A 22,406-nucleotide genomic window follows, 5' to 3' on the forward strand; every position below is an offset into this window, starting at 1 on the left:
CACACCTCCATTCCCATTCATAAAATTATTCTAATTGGAACGATGCAACTACTTCATATTTGGGAGTTCGATTTAAATGAGTTTGATAAATAACAAAGGAAGATACCCTCCAACTTTCATCATCTTTAAAAGTAGTGAAGAATGATTGTTTTAGCTCCTGATCATTGTAAGGAACGTCACCGATGTATTTACGAGCCAATGTTATATGTGGACTATACGCCCTTTTCTCAAGATCAATTCCGACGTTAACACAAGTTTCGTAGATATGTTTTTGTAAGTCAAATAGCTTTTGTTCATGCTTCACACCTGCCCAGAAAATTCTTGGTCCTGCCTTTTGACCAAAAAAACCGAGATCTTGAATGGTTAACGAAAACGGAGGATGTTGCTCGGAAACGGTTTGTAGCCCACCCTTAAGTTGTTCTAAGAGTTTAGGGGCTACTCCACCTAGAAAGGCCAAAGTAATATGGAAATCTTTTTCATGAACAAATTTTTGAAATGGTGGCTGAGATTGCTGAAGCCAGGAACCCAATTTTTCTTTCATCTTCTCATTTATTGGAACAGCAATAAAAAAATGAGGTTGGTTTGTCATACTTCCACACTCCTTATTATATTGTTATATCACAGAATTGATTGTTTTAATACAGTAACTTAAACTAATTCCCTTAAGTTGGAGATTACCTTTACTGGTTGAATTTTATGTTCAATCAATTTATCTTCGGTCATTTGGTACGCAATGAAGTCTACCCGAGCTCCTTCGGCTGCTTTCCCATCAATCCAAGAATCACCGACCATTACCCAATCCGAAGCAGGAATTCCTGGATACTGCTCAAGGACCGTAATAATTGCCTCTGACGAGGGTTTTAGAGCTGGGAATTGCTCCCTACCGAAAATTTGATCAAAGTAACGATTGACACCTGTATCATTTAAGGCTACTCTTGCGGCTTTTGTCGCGTTATTAGTAACAATTACTAATGTTTTCGTATATGACAGAACTTGAAGAACTTGTTGGGCACTCTTTTCTAAAGTAGCTCCTCGCATTCCTTCAGTCTCACACACAGTAGCTACCGCTAGCATCTGTTCAACAATCTTATTTTGATCACCAAAGACTAATTCATACTTTTTTCCAAGCTCGATTAACTGTGAAGTTGTACTAAGACTATCAATACTTTTCCACTTATCAACCTGGTTTGCTACTAGAATTTTTTTACAGCCTTCTTTCATCCTTTTAAAATCAATGTTTGATTGTAAGATTGTGTTATCCATATCAAACATAACACCTTTATATTTCATAACTTTCCTCCTAACATAATCCCAATTTAAATGATAGGAATTATCACGATAATTATGATAAACTTATATGTATATAATAGTAGTAAGTGTAACTCTTTAGGAGAAGGAAAGGAAGTGTTTGGCTGTGCGCGTAGTAAACAATATCGCAGATTTAATTGGTGAAACTCCATTAGTAAAGTTAAACCATCTCCCAAGTAAAACAGGGGCAGATGTCTATCTGAAATTAGAGTTTATGAACCCAAGTGGAAGTGTAAAAGATCGGGCTGCCTATCAAATGATCCTACAAGCAGAAAGAGACGGCTTATTAAAAAAAGGCTCTACAATTATTGAACCGACTAGCGGGAATACTGGTATCGGCCTTGCTATGAACGCTGCAGCTCGTGGCTATAAAGCCATTTTAACAATGCCAGATACAATGTCGAAAGAACGAATTAATATTTTGAAAGCATACGGGGCAGATGTCGTTTTAACACCTGGGGACGAAAAAATGCCTGGTGCTATTCAAAAGGCTCATGAACTAGTAAAGGAAATCCCCAATAGCTTTATGCCAATGCAATTTGAAAATGATGCTAATCCAGAGGCTCATCGCTTAACTACTGCTCTTGAAATCAAAGAGGCTCTTGATAGTATTGGAAGATCACTTTCTGCATTTGTTGCGGCATCTGGTACTGGTGGTACGATTACGGGAACAGGAGAAAAATTACGGGAACTCTACCCAGATGTATCTGTACATGTGGTTGAACCTGCCGGCTCGCCTGTTTTGTCTGGAGGAAAACCTGGTCCTCACAAATTAGTAGGGACAAGTCCAGGTTTCATTCCTCCAATCTTAAACCAGGATGTGTATGGAGAAATTCTAAAAATTGAAGATGAAGATGCCTATAATGTAACACGACGTTTAGCTCGTGAAGAAGGAATCCTTGTTGGACCTTCTTCTGGCGCTGCCTGTTTTGCTGCTCTTGAAGTTGCGAAACGCTTATCTCCTAATGATGTGGTTGTTGTAATAGCATGTGATACTGGGGAACGGTATTTGTCGACAGATTTATTTGATTTTGAAAAATAACTATAAGAAAGCCCTACATAATGTAGGGCTTTCTATATAGTTATTTTTAATGTTAAAAATATTCGACTTTATCTGAAAATCGTGAAATAATAGTATAGGAGAAAAACAAAGTTACTAGATAAGGGGTAAAATGATGAATAGAAATGAAAAAATTACAGAAATTAAATCTTCCATTGGCACTGTACTAGTAGGCAAAGAAGACATGACTGAATTAGTGATGATCTCTATCCTTGCAAGAGGCCATATCCTTTTAGAGGACGTACCAGGGACTGGAAAAACAATGCTAGCAAAATCAATTGCTAAGTGCTTAGATGCAAAATTCCGCCGCGTACAATTTACGCCAGACGTATTACCAAGTGACGTTACTGGTATTCAATTCTTTAACCCAAAAGAACAAGGATTTGAACTCCGTCCAGGTCCAGTGATGACGAATATTCTATTAGCAGATGAAATAAACCGTGCTACACCTAGAACACAATCTAGTCTACTTGAAGTAATGGAAGAGCGTCAGGTTACGATTGATGGTGAAACATTACCACTACCAAAACCATTTATTGTTATTGCGACACAAAACCCGATTGATTCGCAACAAGGAACCTTTACATTACCAGAAGCTCAAATGGATCGTTTTTTAATGCAAATAAAAGTCGGCTATCCGACATTAAAAGAAGAAAAGCAAATGCTTTCTATGTATCGTGAAAGTGAGCCAATTGAAAGCCTAAAAGTAGTTCTCTCACTAAATGAAATTGAGGAAATGCAAAATGAACTTAAAAAAGTGACTCTTTCAGATGATGTTGAAACATATATGTTAAAAATTATTGCTGCAACAAGGCAATCAGAGTTTGTAGAAGTAGGGGTGAGTCCTCGTGGAACACTTGCTTTAATGAGAGCTGTACAAGCAAGAGCGTATATCCTTGGAAGAAGCTTTGTTATTCCTGAAGATGTAAAAGTAATGGCACCTTATGTGCTCTCACACCGCCTAGTTCTCTCTATTGAAGGTTCTATGAGAAAAACAAAGGAAGAAGTACTATTGGAAATTTTGGGTAAAGTGGAAGTACCAGTGGAAGCAGGAGCTGTATCTTAATGAGTTGGAACCAAGAACACAGTATTCCTAAAGCAATTTATGGGACCTTATTTTGGTCAGTTCCTATTCTTCTTTTCATAGCCTTAGTGATGAGATCACCGCTCATTTTTGGTTTAGCATTTTTATTTACAATCTTTATCTTAGTGAATCATTACTATTTAAAATATGTTGCAGAAAAAACCAAGGTGTTTGACGAAACTGAGGTTATCCGAATGTTCCCTGAAGACAAACGAAACATTACCATTCCACTAGAAAACTCAGGTAAGATACCAATTTTCAACAGTGAAGTATCGTTTATCTTCTATGATTATGATCATGCTGTTCAAGTCGGGAATAGTGAAACACCTCAAGAAACGTACTCATTTCCATTATCTATCTCGCCATTAACACAAAAGAAAAAGAATATTGAAGTAACAGCACTAAAACGTGGCGTTGCTACGATTCGTACGATTGATGTTACTGTATACGATTTATTAAAACTCAGTAAATTAGAACTCTACTATCGAGACTATTTCCGTCGTGAAATCATTGTCTACCCTACACCTAAAACCGTGTCAGGAATTGACCAGGTCGTTCAACAACGTCAAGGTGACATTCCAAGGCAAAGGTCACTCCATGAAGACATGATGATGACGATGGGGACTCGGGAATACGTTTCAGGTGATCCCTTTAACCGAGTTCATTGGAAAGCTTCAGCAAGGACAACGACTCTACAAACAAAACTTTACGAAAAAACAACGATCTTAAATTGGACAATCGTCATCAATCTCTACAATAAAGATCGATCACAATTAACAGTGAAAAATCTTGAAGACATCTTAAGTCATGTGGCATTTGTCTGTCAATTCGCTACAAAACACAATATATCATTTGAGATTTATATTAATACTAGGATTCCTAAATCGATGTTTATCCACTTACCAAAAGGTCTTGGGAAAGACCATTTGCTAAAAGCATTAGAGCTTCTAGCAAGAGTAAGTAAGTATACGGTAACAACCCCGGCCTTCGCGATGCTAAAGCTAATTAAAATGCGAACAACATTAACCCCTTTCATCTTACACTTTGGACCGACTGGTGAGGAGGAAGATGTGGTTTATCGGGATTGGAAGAGATCAGGCGCTTCTATTTATCGAGTTGAGTCTTCTGAGGATGTAGGGAAAGTAGTTTTACTAGGGGGGAGTAAAAATGAAACCATGGCAAATTAGGGTGACACGTTTTTTCCATCTCTCATTAGAAATGCTTTTCTTATTTATGTTATTAATACCGTTCTATACGGCAGAAGGAACACCGCTACCTATCTTTAGTTTTACTGTTTTAGTTGCTTGTGGGATTATTTTCTACCAACCTTTTATAGAAAAATATAAATCTGAAAAAGTTGGACTGTTACTAATTCCTATCCTTGCACTTGTCGGAATGTCGCTTGGATTTTCATTTTTCTTAGGGCTATTATTAGCTACCATTGTTTTTTGGAGAGTTCTCTATCATGTCAAAGATAATGATCCTAATGAAATGGGCTTGCTAATTGTGACTTTTTTGGTAGGTGTAGTTTTTTACCTTTATTTTTTCTATATGGAGGTAAATCAAGTATTTTTAGTTATCACTTTCGTTCAGTTCTTTCTAATCCTTAGTTTAAAAGTACTTAAGTTATCTTTTCTATCTTCTAAATCAGCAACTGATAAATGGAATCAAATGAAATGGCAGTTAGGGGGTCTCGCTGCACTTGGTAGTTTTACTGTTCTTGCAGTAGTCTCTTATGATCTCATTCGACTAGTCGTCACGTTTATTTTTAGGCAAGTATTATATGTCGTATGGCTATTAGGTGTCCCATTCGTTTACCTAGCCTCTTTATTGAATATTCCGTTAAGAAGAAGAGGCCCGGCAGAAGAAGCAGGCTTCTATAATAATGAAGGTGAGGAAATAATTCTTGAAGAAGTCACTGCTACAAATCTAGACATTCTGCCTTGGATTATTGGAATTATCATATTCATTGTCATTCTTTATCTTATCTTTAAGAAGGCAGGAGTATTTACGCTTCGCGAATACGTGCAGTTTAGTGACAAAGAGGAAGCATCGCCTATTAGGAAAAGAGAACCAAAAACTAGTTGGTTCAGTAGTAGCCGTCCTAAAAATGAAATTCGCAGATTGTTTTATGACTTCGAAAAGTTCATGGCTAAACAAGGCGAAGGACGAAGACATAATGAAACTGTTGAGGACTGGTTTAAGAGAATGAGCTTTAACGACGATCATAAAGATGTCATCGTGACCACCTATGAAAGCGTTAGGTATGGAGATAAAGAAGTATCTAAAACTGAAAAAGAGCACTATCGTCGTGTGTTCAAAGAGCTAAAAAAAGAATTAAAAAAAGGAAATTCTAAACCAATCTAAAAAATCCACCAAGGCAAATGACCTTGGTGGATTTTCTTTATGCCCATAGTAGTACTAGGTAAAGACCAATGAGAGTAAAAAGTAGGGTTGGAACCGTTAATACGACCCCTACTTTAAAATATGTTCCCCATGAAATCTTAATCCCTTTAATTCTTAGTACATGTAACCAAAGCAAAGTAGCTAAAGAGCCAATTGGGGTTATTTTTGGCCCAAGGTCTGAGCCAATAACATTGGCATAAATAAGTGCCTCTCTTATCTCTAAACTTGTTTGTGTCTCTGCAATAGCCAAGGCATTAATCATTACAGTTGGCAAGTTGTTCATAACAGATGAAAGAATGGCCGCAATAAACCCCATTGAAATGGTAGCTACAAATAGACCTTGATTTGCTGCTACTTGAATAACATCAGCTAAAACAGATGTAAGTCCTACGTTACGTAATCCGTAGATGACTACATACAAACCAATCGAAAAAAAGACAATGGACCAAGGGGCTCCCTTTAAAACTAATTTTGTTTGAACAGCAGGGCTTTTTCGAGACATCAATAAAAACATAGCTGCAACTATACCAGCGATAAGGGATACCGGGATATGTAATGGCTCACTAATAAAATATCCGATTAGAAGTACAGCTAATGCGTACCAGGAAAACCGAAATAACTTCTCATCCTTAATAGCTTCTTTAGGTTCCTTAACATTAGCTAAATCATACTTTGTAGGAATGCTTTTCTTAAAGTATAAATATAAAACTACAATACTAGCTGTAAGCGAAAAAAGATTTGGGACAACCATTCTCGTTGCGTACTCCACAAAACCTATGCCAAAGAAATCCGCTGATACGATATTAACTAAATTACTAACAACAAAAGGTAATGATGTCGTATCAGCGATAAAGCCACTAGCAATGATGAACGGAAATACCATTTTCTCTTCAAACCTAAGATTACGAACCATTGCAAGTACAATTGGCGTCAGAATTAGTGCTGCTCCATCATTTGCAAAAAAAGCAGCTACAATTGCTCCAAGAATGGAAACATAGATAAACATTCTTACTCCATTCCCTTTAGCGAATCTTGCCATATGTAGAGCCGCCCACTCGAAAAAACCAATCTCATCTAAAATAAGGGAAAAGATAATAATTGCTATGAAGGTTAACGTGGCATTCCAAACAATTGCTGTGACATCTATAACGTCTCCTACATTAACTACGCCAAAGATTAATGCCAAGACAGCTCCACCACAAGCCGACCAGCCAATAGATAAACCTCTCGGCTGCCAAATCACAAAAAGGAGCGTAAGAATGAAGATGAGTATTGCTAGTAATGTTGCTATCAAAGAACATGACCCTTTCTTTCCAGAGAATAATATAAAAAATAGTCGTTATTCTTTATGTTAGTTAAAGATAATTAATGAAGAGGCAAACCATTCATACTATTACCTGGCTTGCCTCCGATGTATATTTATTTCGCTAATTCATAAATAGCTTCAGCATAGAGTGCCGTAGCTTTTAATAGGTCTTCAATGTCAATATATTCATCTTTTTGGTGAGCGAGTTCTGGTCTTCCTGGAAAGAGTGCGCCAAAAGCAACTCCTGCATTTAGGCTTCTTGCATAGGTTCCGCCACCTGTCGATAAGAGGGTTGCAGTCTCACCTGTTTGTCGTGTATACACTTCTTGAAGGGTCTGAATTAATGGGTGTTCAGCATTTACATAATGTGGTCTAGCATGTGTCTTTAAATCAACGACAATACCTTTTTCCCTAATCATCTCTTCAAGATGGTTAAGACCTTTATCAAAATCATATGTAACCGGATAACGTAGATTTAATCCTACCCTTGCACTATCACTACTAAAGTTGATTTTCCCAACATTGATTGTCAGTGGACCAGTTTGCTTATCTTCGTAATTGAGTCCTAATGTACGTCCACGAGAGTCTTTATAAAAATATTTTGTAATAAACGCTAGGAATTCACCTGCATTACCTTTTAAATTTAATGTAGTTAAAAAGTTTGCTAGGAAGATGCCTGCATTTTTTCCTTTGTCTGGCTCCATCCCATGTGCCGACAGACCTTCGAGAGTAAAGCTAACGTCATCACCATTGTACGTTGCTTCTCCATGCAATTTAGTTTCATCTAAATATTGCTTGTAATTTTTGATAACTTCTTCTGGTTGATCTACCTTCACGGTTGCTGTTGCCAAATCCGGTACCATATTAAACCTTCTACCAGCCTGAAATGCTTTTAATGGACTTATATCATTTCCTATGTTTTGGAACACTAGCTCCATATCACAAATTCCCTTTTCAGCATTGATTATGGGAAAGTCTGCATCTGGAGCAAACCCCATAGTTGGCATTTCTTCTACTTGAAAATAGCGATCTACACACCGCCATTGACTTTCTTCATCTGCTCCTATAATTAAGCGAACCCGTTTAGATAGAGGTAAACCTAATTCTTTGATTATTTTCATACCATAAAAGGCAGCCATTGTCGGGCCCTTATCATCAATCGCTCCACGGCCATAAATCTTCCCTTCAAGGATTTCAGCTCCATAAGGATCAGTAGACCAACCATCTCCTTCTGGAACAACATCAATATGACCTAATACGCCAATTAATTCTTCGCCTGAACCACATTGAATATGCCCTGCATAACCCTCTATGTTTTTTGTCTCAAATCCTGAATTATTGCCAAGATCAAGCATAAACTCTAATGCTTGATTTATCCCCTCTCCGAAAGGAGCAGCAACTGAATTTGCCTGATCGTCCAACACACTTTTTATCATGATTAGGTTACAAGTATCCTTGAGTAATGCGTCTTTTCTTTTCTCAACTTCATTTTTCCAGCTAATATTCATCTTTCCTACCTCCAAACCTATTCTTAAATTTTTATAATTTAATAATAATGTAATATTTTAACATAATATTAACACCCAATTTATCGCATTCCTTTGCTAAATTATTGTAATTGTTGTACAATTGCGATAAAGGAGGGTTTGATGTGAACCTTAGTAAAATGATGGTTTCTTCTACTTTACAATTACAACAAATGTTAACCCTCAGCTTACTTAAGTGCTCCATGAATACTCAAGCAGTTCAAGCAGTTACCACGCTTGAAAATTGACGCAGTGGCATCGGCCCCTCATCCACTCTTAGGTAACCAGCTTAATCTAAAGAGGCTAATCCATTTGAAACACAAAAAGCGTATAAAGCTCATGTATTCACCATAAAAATGAAGTAACCTTCATTTTTACAGCTGCCTGCAGTTGTATTAGAAATACAAGGTATTTCTTTATGATTGAAGAAATGAAAAATGATAAGGAGTGGTATTTTGGAAACTTCAACTGATCGGATGCTAAACCGAATTAAGTCCGTCTACCTTTACATTAAAAAAAGGGGAACTGTTTCGACGAATGAATTAGTTGAAGAATTTGGAATTACCCCTAGGACGGTACAAAGAGACTTAAATGTACTAGAGTACAATAAGTTAGTCAAAAGTCCTAGCCGTGGCAAATGGACCACAACAAGCAAAAAAACGAGAGTTTCTTAATTACGATTAAATGTCTATAGAAAAATAATATAGCAAGAAAACTTCCCCAACTAGAAAGCTGGGGACTTTCTTTTTGTCACTACAATTCTCTATTTACTAGTTTGTCTACTTCTTCTTCCGTTAACTCTCTGTATTCACCAAGCTCTAATGATGGATCTAGTTTTAGCGGACCGATAGAAAGGCGTTTTAAATATGTAACTTTTTTACCAACTGCAATAAACATTCGCTTTACTTGATGAAATTTCCCCTCTGTTATTGTAAGTTCTATTTCCGAGGTTGGTCCTGAGTTTAGAATAACCAAATCACCTGGCTTAGTTAAGTAACCATCATCAAGAGTCACACCTTCTTTAAACTTTGTTACATCTTCAGCTGTAACATTACCATCAATACGAGCAAAATATGTTTTAGGTACATGTTTTTTGGGTGATAGTAACTCATGAGCTAATTTCCCATTATTTGTTAGCAAAACAAATCCTTCTGTATCTTTATCTAATCTACCTACCGGAAACGGTTCGAAATGAGCATCTTCTAGTTCTAGTAAATCAACGACTGTCTCATCCTTTGAGTCTTCAGTCGCTGAAATGACCCCTTGAGGTTTATTCATCATTAAATAAATGAACTCCTTGTACTCAATTTCTTCTCCGTGGACTGTAACAAGATCCTGATCTACTTCGATATGAAATTTAGCATCTTTTATAACAGTATCATTAATCTGAACTGCTCCTGTCTTCAATAGCTTTTTTACTTCTTTTCTACTTCCAAACCCCATATTTGCTAAGAATTTATCTAACCTCAACTCATTGTCCTCCCCTTTTAATTTCATCCACAATTTTTCTTGCAAAGTCGCCTAATTCACCGTTAATAAAAGTTTTAATATTTCCACGAGTGACTTGGAAAAGCGTTTGATCAATAACAGCTTTTTGAATACCTGCTTTCTTTAGCTTTTCCTCTAATTCAATAATCATTTCGATTGCTGCTCTTGTTCCTAACGAATTTGCAAGCAAGACTTCTTCTTCATTCCCTTCGATAATGGTAAAGCTTTCGCCAAGAAAGGTCTTTAGAGGAACAACATTCACGTTTTTTGAAACTACAAATAATCCGTGCTGATCTTCGACCATTTGTTTTGCGTGACCGGCTAGTTTACAAGAGATGACTTCATGTCTCGTTTTTATCGCTTGAATTTTCAACGCTGTTGCAAAACTATAAAACAAGGTTCCGTCACCAAAATACTTTTCATGCATTTGCATAAATTCGTTCACTTCTGAGGCAGGAAGCATTAACAAAACATACCTAACTCTCCCGAACTCTTCTTTTGTAAGATATGTAATACGCGGATCTCGATAAGTCTCTACCTTTTCTCTTGTTTTTGAGTAAATAAATATCTCTTGATGATATGAATTCAATTGTAAAACACTTTGAGCCAGTTTTCCAAATCCAACGACTAAGTACATTTTTTACACCTCTCTTTTTTAACATCTGTAGACTTTATTCTCACAACGGTGGTAAATTCTCCTATATATAGACGAAGAGAAAGGTTGTAATCATTTGATTAACAACCTTTCTTTGTTATGCTAGTTCTTCTGATCCAAACATGTAGTGTCTTGTTCTAATGTTAACATTCAGGACAATACCAATTGCGATCATATTTGTTAATAATGCACTACCACCGTAGCTAACGAAAGGAAGTGCTAAACCGGTTATTGGCATTAACCCAATAGTCATACCGATATTTTGGAAAATCTGAAAAACGAGAAGTCCAATAATACCAGCTACTAAGTAACTACCAAAAATATTATTGCAACTAAAGGCGATAATAATCATTCGATAAAAAAGTAAGAAATAGATAACAATTAAGATTGTCGCACCGAGGAAGCCAAATTCTTCCCCAATCACAGTAAAAATAAAATCAGTATGAATTTCTGGTACAGCCCCACTTTTCGATAAAACTCCTTCAGTAAATCCTTTGCCATACAACTGGCCTGAACCAATCCCTTGCATGGCATTAAGTAGTTGGTAACCCATATCTCCTGGATCACTCTCTGGATCTAACCAACCATATATACGTCTCAATTGATGTGGCTTTATAATGCTTGTAAACAATTCAAAGAAGTTATTATGAAGCCAAATCAAGGTAGATAGAAAAGAGACTACTAAAGCACCTAGAAAGGCAAATATCTTCCACGATATTCCTGCCATTAATAACATCGTTGCCATAATACTTGCAATAACTAAGGCAGTTCCTAAGTCCGGCTGTACTAAGATTAAAAAGAAGGGTGGAAATCCTACTGCCATTACCTTTAACACGACAATACAGTCTTCTTTTAACGAGCGCTCGCGATAATCTTTAGTTATTAGGAAAAGTAAGTGTGCTAGAGCAAGGACTAAAAAGATTTTTACAAACTCGGATGGTTGAAATAAATTTCCCCCAATGCTTATCCAACGTTGGGAACCATTTCTTTCAATCCCATAAAAGTGTACAGCTATTAGTAAGACTAACCCTATGACATATAGAGGAATTGTAAAATTTTTAAACATGTCATAGTCTATTAACATTGCTCCGATCATTAACATAGACCCGATAATAAACCATACTACCTGTCGTTTCACAAAAGCTGCAGGTTCAATATTATATTGCCCCGCCATTGCTGCACTATATATAGCAAGTAAGGAGATACACATAAGTAAAAAGATTAAAAACAATAACGTATAATCTAACTGTTGAAAATATGTTTTACGTTCGTTCATGGCACTCGCTTCCTCCTGTATTTATCAAAACCACTATTGTGGACTGTTTTAAATTCCTAACTATTAATGTTATCATAGCAGTTTTATTTAAACAAAGGTATTTTTTCGGGAACTTCTCTTCTTCTTAGAATATAAAAAGGTACTTATCAAAAAAGTACCTTTTTAACTTACCTTATTTAATTCATTACTCGATTCTACTCTCTTATTCGTATATCTAGCAATGTTTGCAAGAATACCAAGACTTATCGCTGTAATCATTAATGATGATCCACCGTAACTCACTAATGGTAGTGGAATTCCTGTAATAGGTAGAACCCCTGAGACCGCTCCAACGTTTAAACAAACCTGTAAAGCAATCTGAAAGGCTATCCCAAAGGCTAACAAACTCCCAAAAGGTGTGTTGGCTCTTGTCCCAATTACTACCCCTCGGAAAACAATAATTCCTAAACAAAGAAACACAAATATGACCCCGAACAAGCCCAGCTCCTCTGCTACAATTGCTAGAATAAAATCAGTATGAGCTTCTGGTAAATAGAATAACTTTTGAACACTTTGACCAAAGCCTGCACCTGTTATACCACCGTGTGCTATGGCTATATAGGACTGAATAAGTTGATAGCCTGTCCCAGTTTCATCAGCAAACGGATCCATAAAACCGGTAATTCGATTCATCCGATATTCCTCTGATCTGGCGTAAATCCAAACAACAAAACCCGAAATACTCCCTAATGTTACTAAATGAAACATTTTTGCTCCAGAACAAAATACAATCAACCCCGCCACGGCCAATATCAATGACGCTGTACCTAAATCGGGTTGTTGCATAATTAAGATAAATATCCCTACAACAATTAATAAAGGAGGTAAGACCCCTTTGACAAATTGATTTATATACTCTTGTTTTCTCGAATAAACATGAGCTAAATAGATGATCATCCAAAGCTTCACAAATTCTGATGGCTGAAGCCTCATAAACCCAAGATTTAACCAACGTTGCGCCCCTTTAACTTCAACACCTAGCGGAGTAAGGACTAAAATTAGCAAAACAAACGATGTTAGGACGATTGGAAAGACTAATTTTTGATAGTATCTATAGGGAAACATCATAAAGAATATAAAAAGGACTCCTGAAACGATAATAAATTGTAATTGCTTTTTAAAGAAATGCAAGTAAGCCCCTTGATAACGATCATATCCAATTACATAGCTCGAACTATAAATCATGATTAAACCAAACGAGACTAGCAAGAGTACCGTTCCGATTAAAATCCAATCATTTTCTTTTTTTAACGATACTTCCATACTATCCCTCCTTGACCGATTACGTTTAATTATAGCAGACAGATATTCCTAGAAAAAGAGATTCCTTGGGCCCAATTTTTATAATTAGGCTTCTGACCTAAAACTTCCCTTTTATCTAGACATAGACTAATTACTGAGTGACACATACCTATCAAAAGGAGCGATCTTATGTACGACTATCGTCAGTTCCCTGAAAACCAGTTTTATCCTGGTTTTCCATTTTTTCCACCAGGACCTACTCCTGGCCCAACACCACCACGACCAAGGGACTTAGAGCTAAGAGTAACTCAGTTAGAAAGAGTAACACAGCGTCAAGGAGAAGAAATTGAACGGTTAAATCGCCGTCTCCGCCGCTTGGAACGTCAATTAGGCTTTGGAATTGGTGGACCACAATACTAATAGATATATTAGAGTGGCAGTTAACGGTTAACTGCCACTCTCCTGACTTCTTTGCTTCTTATTTAGAAACTTAAAGCGAGAACCTAATATCTGTCCCGCTAGGTTGGAACGTATGCCTAAATATAAATAGACAAGTCCTCCTACAGCCACGGAGACTAGTAAGACAATAAAGGCGTTTAGACGATTTTCCAACGGTAGTACAATGCTTACAGCTTCTTTTGTCACTACGACGATAACCGCCATGATTAAAGAAAAGATAGAAATAAGTAAGAACCGTTTCAGGACAAACGTATAATTGTAATTGCCATACTTTCCAATGGCCCAGATATTTACCCCCAAAGAAGTTAAATACCCCAACCCTGTAGCATAGATGGCTCCTACAGCTCCTAGTTGTGTTAAAAAAAACGTATTAAAGCTTAATTTTACAATTAAACCAGCCAGTAAACCTATAACAGCAAAGCGTTGCTGATTAATCCCTTGGAGAATTGCTGACGTTACGGCAAAGATTGAAAATAACACAGCTACTGGCGCATAGTATCGTAAAATCCACGCTCCAATTTCGATATCCTCTAGACCAAACAGTGCCCCGTAAGCAGGATTTGCAAGTAAAGAAAGTCCTATCGCAGCAGGTAGAGTTAAATAAAGAATAATCTGGTACGTTTGAGTGACTTGTCTTTGTAATAACGTTTGATCGTTATTTATATACGATTTTGTTATCGTTGGCAAAATGGTTAATGACATCGCTGTAGCAATGGAAACAGGGATTAAGATGAGTTTGTGCGCTGCTTGTGAAAATGCTCCGAATGCCTTATCAACCGCTACTTGATCATATCCTATTCCATATAGAGCCTTATTAAACGTCATTAAGTCAATCATTTGATATAAGGGAATAGCAAGTCCTACAAACGATAGCGGTAGCGCATAGGTGATTAGCTCCTTATAAATCGATGTTAATGGCAAATGATGATTTACTTTACTTTCAAGGAGTTGATTATTTAAGTGCACTCGACGCCTAAACCAATAGTATAATAACACTGTTAAACCACCAAGCGCTCCAACGAAAGCTCCAAAAGTAGCAAACGCAACTGCAAGCGCTATTGATCCATTCATGACATGGACGATCACAAATGTTAAACAAAGGATAAAGATAATTCTAACAATCTGTTCGATAACTTGAGATACCGCTGTGGGTCCCATCGACTGGTGCCCCTGAAAATATCCTCGAATTAACGACATAATCGGAACGACCAATAGGGCTACACTGACCATCCGTATAGTTAATATGACATCATCAATAGTATTTCCTTTTAGGTCCTTCCCATCTACTACTTGATTAGCAATAGGTTCTGCTAATAAAAAGAGAATGAAAAACGAAATTAGTCCAGTAATCGACATAACGATTAATCCAGATTTAAAAAGCCTTCGACCCGTTTCATAATCTCCTAGGGCATTATATTTTGAAACAAACTTTGAAACAGCCAATGGGATCCCGAGAGTAGCCACACTTAAAAGAACGGTATAGGGAATGTAACCAAAGCTGTATAAAGCTAACCCTTCAAGCCCTACGATTGCTTGAAAAGGAAATATGTAAATTAATCCTAGTATTTTCGAAATGAAGATAGAGGCTGTTAATATCAATGTACCTCTTACCAACTTAGAGTCCGCCATAAAGCACCTCTTCTATTTTAAAATTATATATAATAATGATTTATTCAAGCATTCTACTGTCATTCATTTTAGCAGTTTGTGTCACTAGGTACAACGACAAACATACATAACCAATTCGAGGTTCGATTCTTTTTGTAAACATTCTATCTAAAAAGCTATTACCTTTGGATAGTTGTACTATATAATGTATTTATTGTAAGGCTCTTTTCGTAAACATTGTACTCTTTTCTTACATAATTTATTGGCTGATATCTTCATCTAGGGTATTTTTCCGATTATTTTAAGATAAAAAAGCCCTAGTGGTAACTTCTTAGTGATTTGTGTAAAAATCCGGCTTTTGGGATTTTTACGAAAGAAACAAACTTTGCGAAAACAACCTATTGTAAACATGGATGAGGAGATACAGAAAAATGTTATATAAGCCAATCAATGATGTTGTTTCAGGTGACATTAACGGGAGAAACATCTACGGAGCCGGTAAGATAATTCTAGTTAAAGAGGATATCGTCCTAACTGTTGGGATGATTACAAAACTGAAAAAATTAGGGATTACTGGAATATTCGTTAAACATATCAATATGCCCTCTATTGAGTTGGAGGAAAACGTCTCTCAGGAAACGAAAATTGAGACATTAGCTTGTCTATACTATGTTGTGGATACAATTAACAATAACCAAGCGATCGATTTGGTCCTTATTAAAGAAAATGTTGATAAATTGATCCAAGAGATTGAGCTTCATAAGGATATATTAGTTCAACTAATAGACATTCGTTCAAAAGAAAATGCCGTATTTATCCACACTCTTCATGTCTGTATCGTAGCTACGACCATTGGAACAAAATTAGGAATTAATAAAGAAGGTTTAAAAACAATTACTACTACCGCACTTCTTCACGAAATGATCAAGAGTGATAATAGTAGAAAGCATTTAACTGAATTAAACACATTAAGTGCAGAAGTATTTACGTTATTTAGGGAAATGAAGCAAAAGGTTGATTTTTTTCTAAAAGAAAAAATACCGTTGCCTCCATATAAACCAAATCACAATAAAGACGTTCAACGTTTTGCCGAAATATTAACTGTTGCAGATTGTATCGATAACTTATCATCACAATTTTCAGATTATCCAACATTAACACCATATGAAGCCATTGAATTTATGATGGTATTAACGGAAAAAATTGTCCATATAGACGTCATGAATGCATTTATAAGGACATTTTCTGTTTTTCCAAATGGACATTCTGTGAAGCTTTCCAATTCGAAGCAAGGGCTAGTCGTTAGGCAAAATCCGGCACTTCCTACCCGCCCAGTAATAGGTGTCTATGAAGGTGATTTTCAAAATGAAGAAGTACTAACGCTAGAAGTACAGGAATACAATCTAGCTTCTATTCCTACGCTATTTATACTAGATATGATTAGTCCAAATAGTATTGCTATTGAGGAAGAAAATAAACGAAAAGAGAAATTAGCAATATTAGCAGATATCGCTGATTAAGCCCACTTACTACAATACTTGTCTCTAATTCTAGATTTTCCATTCGTGACTATGGTACAGTTAATAAATCCAAAACAAATAGATAGGAGTGAATTTGATGAAAAAGCTAGGTTTTATGTTAATCTGCTTTTTATGCGTTCTCTTAGTAGCTTGCGGAAACAACGATGAAGCTACAAATGAATCAAAACCATTAATTACATTTTTAAATGAAACAATCACTGAAAAAGATGCAGAAAATGCCAAAGTATCCGATGAGGAAACTCTAGAAGATGCAGCTAATGACCTATTATTTCAAGAAATGCTGTTGGCTGAAGCTGAAAAAGCTGGAATTACATATGATGAATTTACGTTAGATGCATTAGTAGACCAAACTCATCAGATTTTTGAATATGATCAGGAAGCCATTACGTTTCTTACTGCTAAAAGTAAACTTTACAATATAACTCCAAAAGAGTATATTGATACGATTTGGAAAGATGGCTTACGAAAAAAATTAATCGCAAATAATTACTTAATGGAATACGTAGATCTTACAGAAGGACCAGAGTCAGATATTGAAGCTCAGGTAGAAACAATACGAACCGAGCTTTTAACCAAATATGAAGACCAGATTGAATTCCATTTTTAAAAAGTTAGCTATCGTTGTTTAAAACGATAGCTTTTTTATGCTTGGAAAGCTCCTCACAGGTATAGACAGTATGAAAAAAGTTTAACAAACCTAAAATAGGGATTAGTAGATCATAAACTTTTCATGTTAAAATACAAAGGTTGTGTTTATATAAAGCAATTTTCATATAAATTGTTGTTTCTTAAATTAAGCAGTATACGCATTACACAAGGTTTGGCGGGCATCTTTTCTAGACTTTAAATTGAATTATCAATAAAACCACTTATTTTAATCTATATAATTTGTTGTAATATTCATAAAAGTTTACGAAAAGAGCCGTATTTAAAAATGGTAGGTGTTTACATATGTATGATGTAATAGTAATTGGTGGGGGGCCATCAGGGCTTATGGCAGCGATTTCTGCAAGTGAGCATGGTGCTAATGTCCTCCTAGTAGATAAGGGTAACAAGCTCGGTCGGAAATTAGCGATCTCTGGTGGCGGAAGGTGTAACGTGACAAATCGGATGGAAGAGAAAGAATTAATCGCTCATATCCCTGGAAATGGGCGCTTTATGTATAGTCCGTTTGCCGTCTTTAATAACGAAAATATTATCGAGTTCTTTGAAAATTTAGGGATTAAATTAAAGGAAGAAGATCGTGGACGGATGTTCCCGATCACTGATAAAGCAGTAACCGTCGTTGAAACACTATTAAAGAAACTTCAGGAACAACGTGTTCAAATGTGGACAAATACTTCTGTAGACGAGGTACTTTACGAAGAAGGTAAGGTCATTGGCATTAAGCTTGAAAATGGGAAAACCATTCATAGTAAAGCAGTCATTATTGCCGTAGGTGGAAAAAGCGTTCCTCACACTGGAAGTACTGGTGATGGCTATCCTTGGGCTGAAAAAGCTGGACATACAATTACGGAACTATTCCCAACCGAAGTGCCGATTACCTCAAATGAACCCTTCATTAAAGAAAAAGTATTGCAAGGTATTTCGTTAAAAGATGTTGGATTATCGGTGGTTAGTCCAAAAGGGAAAGTTCTTAAACGTCATGAAGGAGATATGATTTTTACTCACTTTGGTATTTCAGGTCCAATTGCATTACGTTGTAGCCAATACGTAGTAAAAGCTTTAAAGAAATTCTCTGTTAATACAATTGAAATGAGTGTTGATTTACTTCCACTGAAAAGTGGCGAAGAAGTATTCCAAGAATTAAGAGCTATTGCTAAAGAAAATGAAAAGAAAGCTGTAAAAAATAGTTTGAAAGGATACGGATACCTAACTGAGCGTCTTCTGCATTTTTTCTTAGAAAGATCAATGATTGATCCAAATGATACATTTGCCAATATTTCAAACGAAAAACTACGCCACTTAGCTTCTCTGATTAAGAACTTTACATTTAAAGTAAACGGGACCCTTTCGATTGAAAAAGCCTTTGTTACCGGTGGTGGTGTATCCGTAAAAGAAATAAACCCTAAAACAATGGAATCAAAGCTCATGAATGGCCTATTTTTTTGTGGGGAAGTCCTAGATATACACGGGTATACAGGTGGCTTTAACATAACTGTTGCTTTTTCTACTGGATATACTGCTGGGAAAGGTGCAGCAGATGGCGTATTAGCTTAATTTCAAAAAGAAAGGCTGACTCAAAAGATCATTGAAAAATGACTTTCGAGCTCAGCCTCTTTATTTTATATAAAACTTAATGTGGACACGTGAAATGTTTATGAAGTAAAAACATAGCCTTAAAGGGAACCTATTTACAGGTGAGACTCTCTTACGTTCCCTTTTAAAACTTTCTCTGCCATCAAATGTCACGTGAGGCTGGCTTGCGTTACCTTTTGAAACAATTTCTTGCTTCAAATGTCACGTGAGACTCTCTTACGTTCCCTTTTAAAACTTTCTCTGCCATCAAATGTCACGTGAGGCTGGCTTGCGTTACCTTTTGGAACAATTTCTCGCTTCAAATGTCACGTGAGACTCTCTTACGTTCCCTTTTGAAACTTTCTCTGCCATCAAATGTCACGTGAGACTCTCTTACGTTCCCTTTTGAAACAATTTCTTGCTTCAAATGTCACGTGAGGCTATCTTACGTTCCCTTTTGAAACAATTTCTTGCTTCAAATGTCACGTGAGGCTGGCTTGCGTTACCTTTTGAAACAATTTCTTGCTTCAAATGTCACGTGAGACTCTCTTACGTTCCCTTTTGAAACTTTCTCTGCCATCAAATGTCACGTGAGGCTGGCTTGCGTTACCTTTTGGAACAATTTCTCGCTTCAAATGTCACGTGAGGCTGGCTTACGTTCCCTTTTGAAACTTCCTCTGCCATCAAATGTCACGTGAGACTCTCTTACGTTCCCTTTTGGTACACTCTCTTATCATTTAATTCGCGACGATATTCACTAACTTATTTGGTACGACAACGACTTTACGAATCGTTTTCCCTTCAAGTTCTTCTTTAATTTTTGCATCATTTTTCGCTAGCTCTTCCATTTCTTCGCGACTAGAGTTGTTAGGCATTAATAGCTTGCCTTTCAACTTGCCGTTCACTTGAACAACTACTTCAACTTCATTTTCTACAAGCATACTCTCATCAAAAGTTGGCCAAGCAGCATATGCCAACGTTTCGTTATGGCCTAACTTTTCCCAAAGCTCTTCGGCAATGTGCGGTGCAACTGGTGCTAGTAACTTTACAAAGCCTTCAACAAGTGCTTTTGGTAATTGCTGTTGCTTGTAGCCCTCGTTAATAAATACCATTAGTTGTGAGATTGCCACATTAAAGCGTAACCCTGCATAATCCTCAGTTACCTTTTTGACTGTTTGATGATATAAGCGTTGGAACGCCTCGGTTCCCTCCGTCTCAGTAATGATTGGGCTTAGTTGCCCCTCCTCAGTTACTAGTAAACGCCAAATTCGGTCTAAGAAACGACGGGCTCCATCTAATCCATTTTCGCTCCAGGCAATCGAAGCGTCCAATGGACCCATAAACATTTCGTATAAACGAAGTGTATCCGCTCCGTGGCTTGATACGATATCATCAGGGTTGACAACATTCCCTTTAGATTTACTCATTTTTTCATTGTTTTCACCTAAAATCATGCCCTGGTTGTATAGTTTTTGGAATGGTTCTTTTGTTGAAACAATCCCTAAATCATATAGGAACTTGTGCCAGAAGCGAGCATATAACAAGTGAAGAACTGCATGTTCTGCTCCACCAATGTAAATGTCTACTGGCAACCATTGCTTTAATTTTTCTGGATCTGCCAATGCTTCTGGATTCTTTGGATCAATATATCGTAGGTAATACCAGCAACTACCTGCCCAGTTTGGCATCGTATTTGTTTCGCGTCTACCTTTTTTTCCTGAAACAGGATCAAGGACATTCAACCATTCCTGGTTGTTAGCTAGCGGTGATTCACCAGTAGCAGATGGTCTGATTTGGTCCATCTTAGGTAAAAGTAATGGAAGCTCTTCTTCTGGAACAGCTGACATAGTACCATCTTCCCAGTGAATGATTGGAATAGGTTCCCCCCAATAGCGTTGACGACTAAATAACCAATCGCGCAGACGGAAAGTTACTTTGCTATTACCTTTCTTCTCTTCTTCTAACCAAGCAATCATCTTCCCAATTGCTTCTTTTTTCGTTAACCCATTCAGGAAGTCAGAGTTCACAAGTGTGCCATCACCTGTATATGCTTCTTCCTCTACATTCCCACCAGCTACTACTTCAATAATCGGTAGCTCAAAGGCACGAGCAAACTCATAGTCTCGCTCATCGTGTGCTGGAACTGCCATAATAGCTCCTGTTCCGTATGTTACTAATACATAATCAGCAATCCAGATCGGTAGTTTTTCACCATTAGCAGGGTTAATGGCATAGGCACCTGTGAAAACACCTGTTTTCTCTTTCGAAAGTTCTGTACGTTCTAAATCACTTTTCATCGAGATTTGCTTGCGGTATTCTTCAACCGCTTCTTTTTGTTCAGCATTCACAATTTGATCGACAAGTTTATGCTCGGGAGCTAATACTGCATAAGTAGCACCAAATAACGTGTCAGGACGTGTTGTAAAGACTGTAAACGTTTTGTCATGGCCTTCAATCTCAAAATGAATTTCTGCTCCTTCAGAGCGACCAATCCAGTTACGTTGCATATCCTTAATGCTCTCAGACCAATCAAGTTCTTCAAGATCGTCTAATAAACGGTCAGCGTAAGCTGTAATTTTTAGCATCCATTGCTTCATCGGGCGGCGTTCAACTGGGTGTCCACCACGCTCACTTTTTCCATCAATCACTTCTTCGTTTGCTAAAACTGTTCCTAAAGCAGGGCACCAGTTAACCGCAACTTCATCAATATAAGCAAGATCCTTCTCATACAATTTTAGAAAAATCCATTGCGTCCATTTGTAGTAATCTGGGTCAATCGTACTTACTTCACGATCCCAATCGTAAGAGAAACCTAGTGATTTGATTTGTCGACGGAACGTATCAATATTCTTATTTGTAAATTCAGCCGGATCGTTCCCCGTATCAAGTGCGTATTGCTCAGCTGGTAAACCGAATGCATCCCACCCCATTGGGTGAAGCACATTATAGCCTTGCATACGTTTCATTCTTGAAAGGATGTCTGTTGCTGTATAACCTTCAGGGTGACCAACATGAAGCCCCGCCCCTGATGGGAATGGAAACATATCTAATGCGTAAAACTTCTCTTTGGTCTCGTCTTCACCTGTTTTAAATGTTTTGTTGTTTTCCCAATACGTTTGCCACTTTTTCTCTATATCTTGATGTGAAAATGACATGTAAATAACCTCCTT

General features: G+C 37.0%; 20 protein-coding genes. 10 read left to right on the plus strand and 10 right to left on the minus strand.

The genetic code is table 11. The features are described 5' to 3' along the window. Positions 1-25 precede the first annotated feature (25 nt). Positions 26-589 carry an RNA 2',3'-cyclic phosphodiesterase gene (gene thpR / locus DS745_RS20060; protein WP_129079986.1) on the minus strand — a complete coding sequence of 188 codons (564 nt, stop codon included), beginning with the start codon at positions 587-589 and terminating at the stop codon, positions 26-28. A gap of 59 nt (positions 590-648) precedes the next feature. Then, positions 649-1,290 carry an HAD family hydrolase gene (locus DS745_RS20065; protein ID WP_129079987.1) on the minus strand — a complete coding sequence of 214 codons (642 nt, stop codon included), beginning with the start codon at positions 1,288-1,290 and terminating at the stop codon, positions 649-651. Between the two features lie 124 nt (positions 1,291-1,414). Between DS745_RS20065 and cysK the strand changes: the two genes are divergently transcribed. From cysK to DS745_RS20085, 4 genes are all read left to right on the plus strand, one after another. Continuing rightward, positions 1,415-2,350 (plus strand): cysteine synthase A, encoded by a 936-nt coding sequence (cysK, locus tag DS745_RS20070; RefSeq protein ID WP_129079988.1) that lies wholly within the window; start codon positions 1,415-1,417, stop codon positions 2,348-2,350. Between the two features lie 133 nt (positions 2,351-2,483). After that, a complete protein-coding gene (locus DS745_RS20075) occupies positions 2,484-3,434 on the plus strand; it encodes an AAA family ATPase (protein ID WP_129080112.1) in 951 nt (316 codons plus the stop codon). After that, positions 3,434-4,639 carry a DUF58 domain-containing protein gene (locus DS745_RS20080; protein WP_129079989.1) on the plus strand — a complete coding sequence of 402 codons (1,206 nt, stop codon included), beginning with the start codon at positions 3,434-3,436 and terminating at the stop codon, positions 4,637-4,639. Before DS745_RS20075 ends, DS745_RS20080 begins: the two co-directional genes overlap by 1 nt. After that, on the plus strand, positions 4,620-5,819 hold the full coding sequence (locus DS745_RS20085) for a hypothetical protein (protein ID WP_129079990.1): 1,200 nt from the start codon (positions 4,620-4,622) through the stop codon (positions 5,817-5,819). Before DS745_RS20080 ends, DS745_RS20085 begins: the two co-directional genes overlap by 20 nt. Positions 5,820-5,856: 37 nt before the next feature. On the opposite strand, the gene DS745_RS20090 is transcribed toward DS745_RS20085, so the two are convergent. Both DS745_RS20090 and pepV read right to left on the minus strand, forming a co-directional pair. Then, positions 5,857-7,152, minus strand: coding sequence for an arsenic transporter (locus DS745_RS20090; protein ID WP_129079991.1), 1,296 nt, complete (start codon positions 7,150-7,152; stop codon positions 5,857-5,859). 125 nt (positions 7,153-7,277) lie between these two features. Next, a complete protein-coding gene (gene pepV, locus DS745_RS20095) occupies positions 7,278-8,672 on the minus strand; it encodes a dipeptidase PepV (protein WP_129079992.1) in 1,395 nt (464 codons plus the stop codon). A 143-nt stretch (positions 8,673-8,815) separates the two neighbouring features. Between pepV and DS745_RS25410 the strand changes: the two genes are divergently transcribed. Beyond that, entirely contained in the window at positions 8,816-8,938 is a 123-nt protein-coding gene (locus DS745_RS25410; protein ID WP_277750939.1) for a hypothetical protein, read from the plus strand. A 207-nt stretch (positions 8,939-9,145) separates the two neighbouring features. Further along, positions 9,146-9,364, plus strand: coding sequence for a DeoR family transcriptional regulator (locus tag DS745_RS20100; RefSeq protein WP_196121287.1), 219 nt, complete (start codon positions 9,146-9,148; stop codon positions 9,362-9,364). 79 nt (positions 9,365-9,443) lie between these two features. Here DS745_RS20100 and DS745_RS20105 read toward each other — a convergent pair whose 3' ends face one another. The 4 genes from DS745_RS20105 to ftsW all read right to left on the minus strand — a co-directional run bounded on the left by DS745_RS20105 (position 9,444) and on the right by ftsW (position 13,411). Beyond that, a complete protein-coding gene (locus DS745_RS20105) occupies positions 9,444-10,160 on the minus strand; it encodes a pseudouridine synthase (protein WP_129079994.1) in 717 nt (238 codons plus the stop codon). 1 nt (position 10,161) lies between these two features. After that, positions 10,162-10,815 (minus strand): hypothetical protein, encoded by a 654-nt coding sequence (locus tag DS745_RS20110; RefSeq protein WP_129079995.1) that lies wholly within the window; start codon positions 10,813-10,815, stop codon positions 10,162-10,164. Between the two features lie 115 nt (positions 10,816-10,930). Next, positions 10,931-12,109: a rod shape-determining protein RodA gene (rodA, locus tag DS745_RS20115; RefSeq protein ID WP_129079996.1), complete on the minus strand. Its 1,179-nt coding sequence runs from the start codon at positions 12,107-12,109 to the stop codon at positions 10,931-10,933. Positions 12,110-12,271: 162 nt separating this feature from the next. After that, a complete protein-coding gene (ftsW, locus tag DS745_RS20120; protein ID WP_129079997.1) occupies positions 12,272-13,411 on the minus strand; it encodes a putative lipid II flippase FtsW in 1,140 nt (379 codons plus the stop codon). A 168-nt stretch (positions 13,412-13,579) separates the two neighbouring features. On the opposite strand from ftsW, the gene DS745_RS20125 reads away from it, so the two are divergent. Then, a complete protein-coding gene (locus DS745_RS20125) occupies positions 13,580-13,810 on the plus strand; it encodes a hypothetical protein (RefSeq protein ID WP_129079998.1) in 231 nt (76 codons plus the stop codon). A gap of 27 nt (positions 13,811-13,837) precedes the next feature. Here DS745_RS20125 and DS745_RS20130 read toward each other — a convergent pair whose 3' ends face one another. After that, entirely contained in the window at positions 13,838-15,478 is a 1,641-nt protein-coding gene (locus DS745_RS20130) for a putative polysaccharide biosynthesis protein (RefSeq protein ID WP_129079999.1), read from the minus strand. 410 nt (positions 15,479-15,888) lie between these two features. Here DS745_RS20130 and DS745_RS20135 point away from each other — a divergent pair, with 410 nt between their 5' ends. The 3 genes from DS745_RS20135 to DS745_RS20145 all read left to right on the plus strand — a co-directional run bounded on the left by DS745_RS20135 (position 15,889) and on the right by DS745_RS20145 (position 19,218). Then, on the plus strand, positions 15,889-16,977 hold the full coding sequence (locus DS745_RS20135; protein WP_129080000.1) for an HD-GYP domain-containing protein: 1,089 nt from the start codon (positions 15,889-15,891) through the stop codon (positions 16,975-16,977). Between the two features lie 97 nt (positions 16,978-17,074). Beyond that, on the plus strand, positions 17,075-17,605 hold the full coding sequence (locus tag DS745_RS20140) for a hypothetical protein (RefSeq protein ID WP_129080001.1): 531 nt from the start codon (positions 17,075-17,077) through the stop codon (positions 17,603-17,605). A 344-nt stretch (positions 17,606-17,949) separates the two neighbouring features. Then, positions 17,950-19,218: a BaiN/RdsA family NAD(P)/FAD-dependent oxidoreductase gene (locus DS745_RS20145; RefSeq protein ID WP_129080002.1), complete on the plus strand. Its 1,269-nt coding sequence runs from the start codon at positions 17,950-17,952 to the stop codon at positions 19,216-19,218. A 755-nt stretch (positions 19,219-19,973) separates the two neighbouring features. Here the strand turns inward: DS745_RS20145 and leuS are convergent. Beyond that, complete coding sequence (leuS, locus tag DS745_RS20150) at positions 19,974-22,391, minus strand: leucine--tRNA ligase (RefSeq protein ID WP_129080003.1); 2,418 nt, start codon at positions 22,389-22,391, stop codon at positions 19,974-19,976. Between the last annotated feature and the right edge of the window lie 15 nt (positions 22,392-22,406).

Origin of the sequence: Anaerobacillus alkaliphilus (genome assembly GCF_004116265.1) — a bacterium.
Classification (GTDB): Bacteria; Bacillota; Bacilli; order Bacillales; family Anaerobacillaceae; genus Anaerobacillus; species Anaerobacillus alkaliphilus.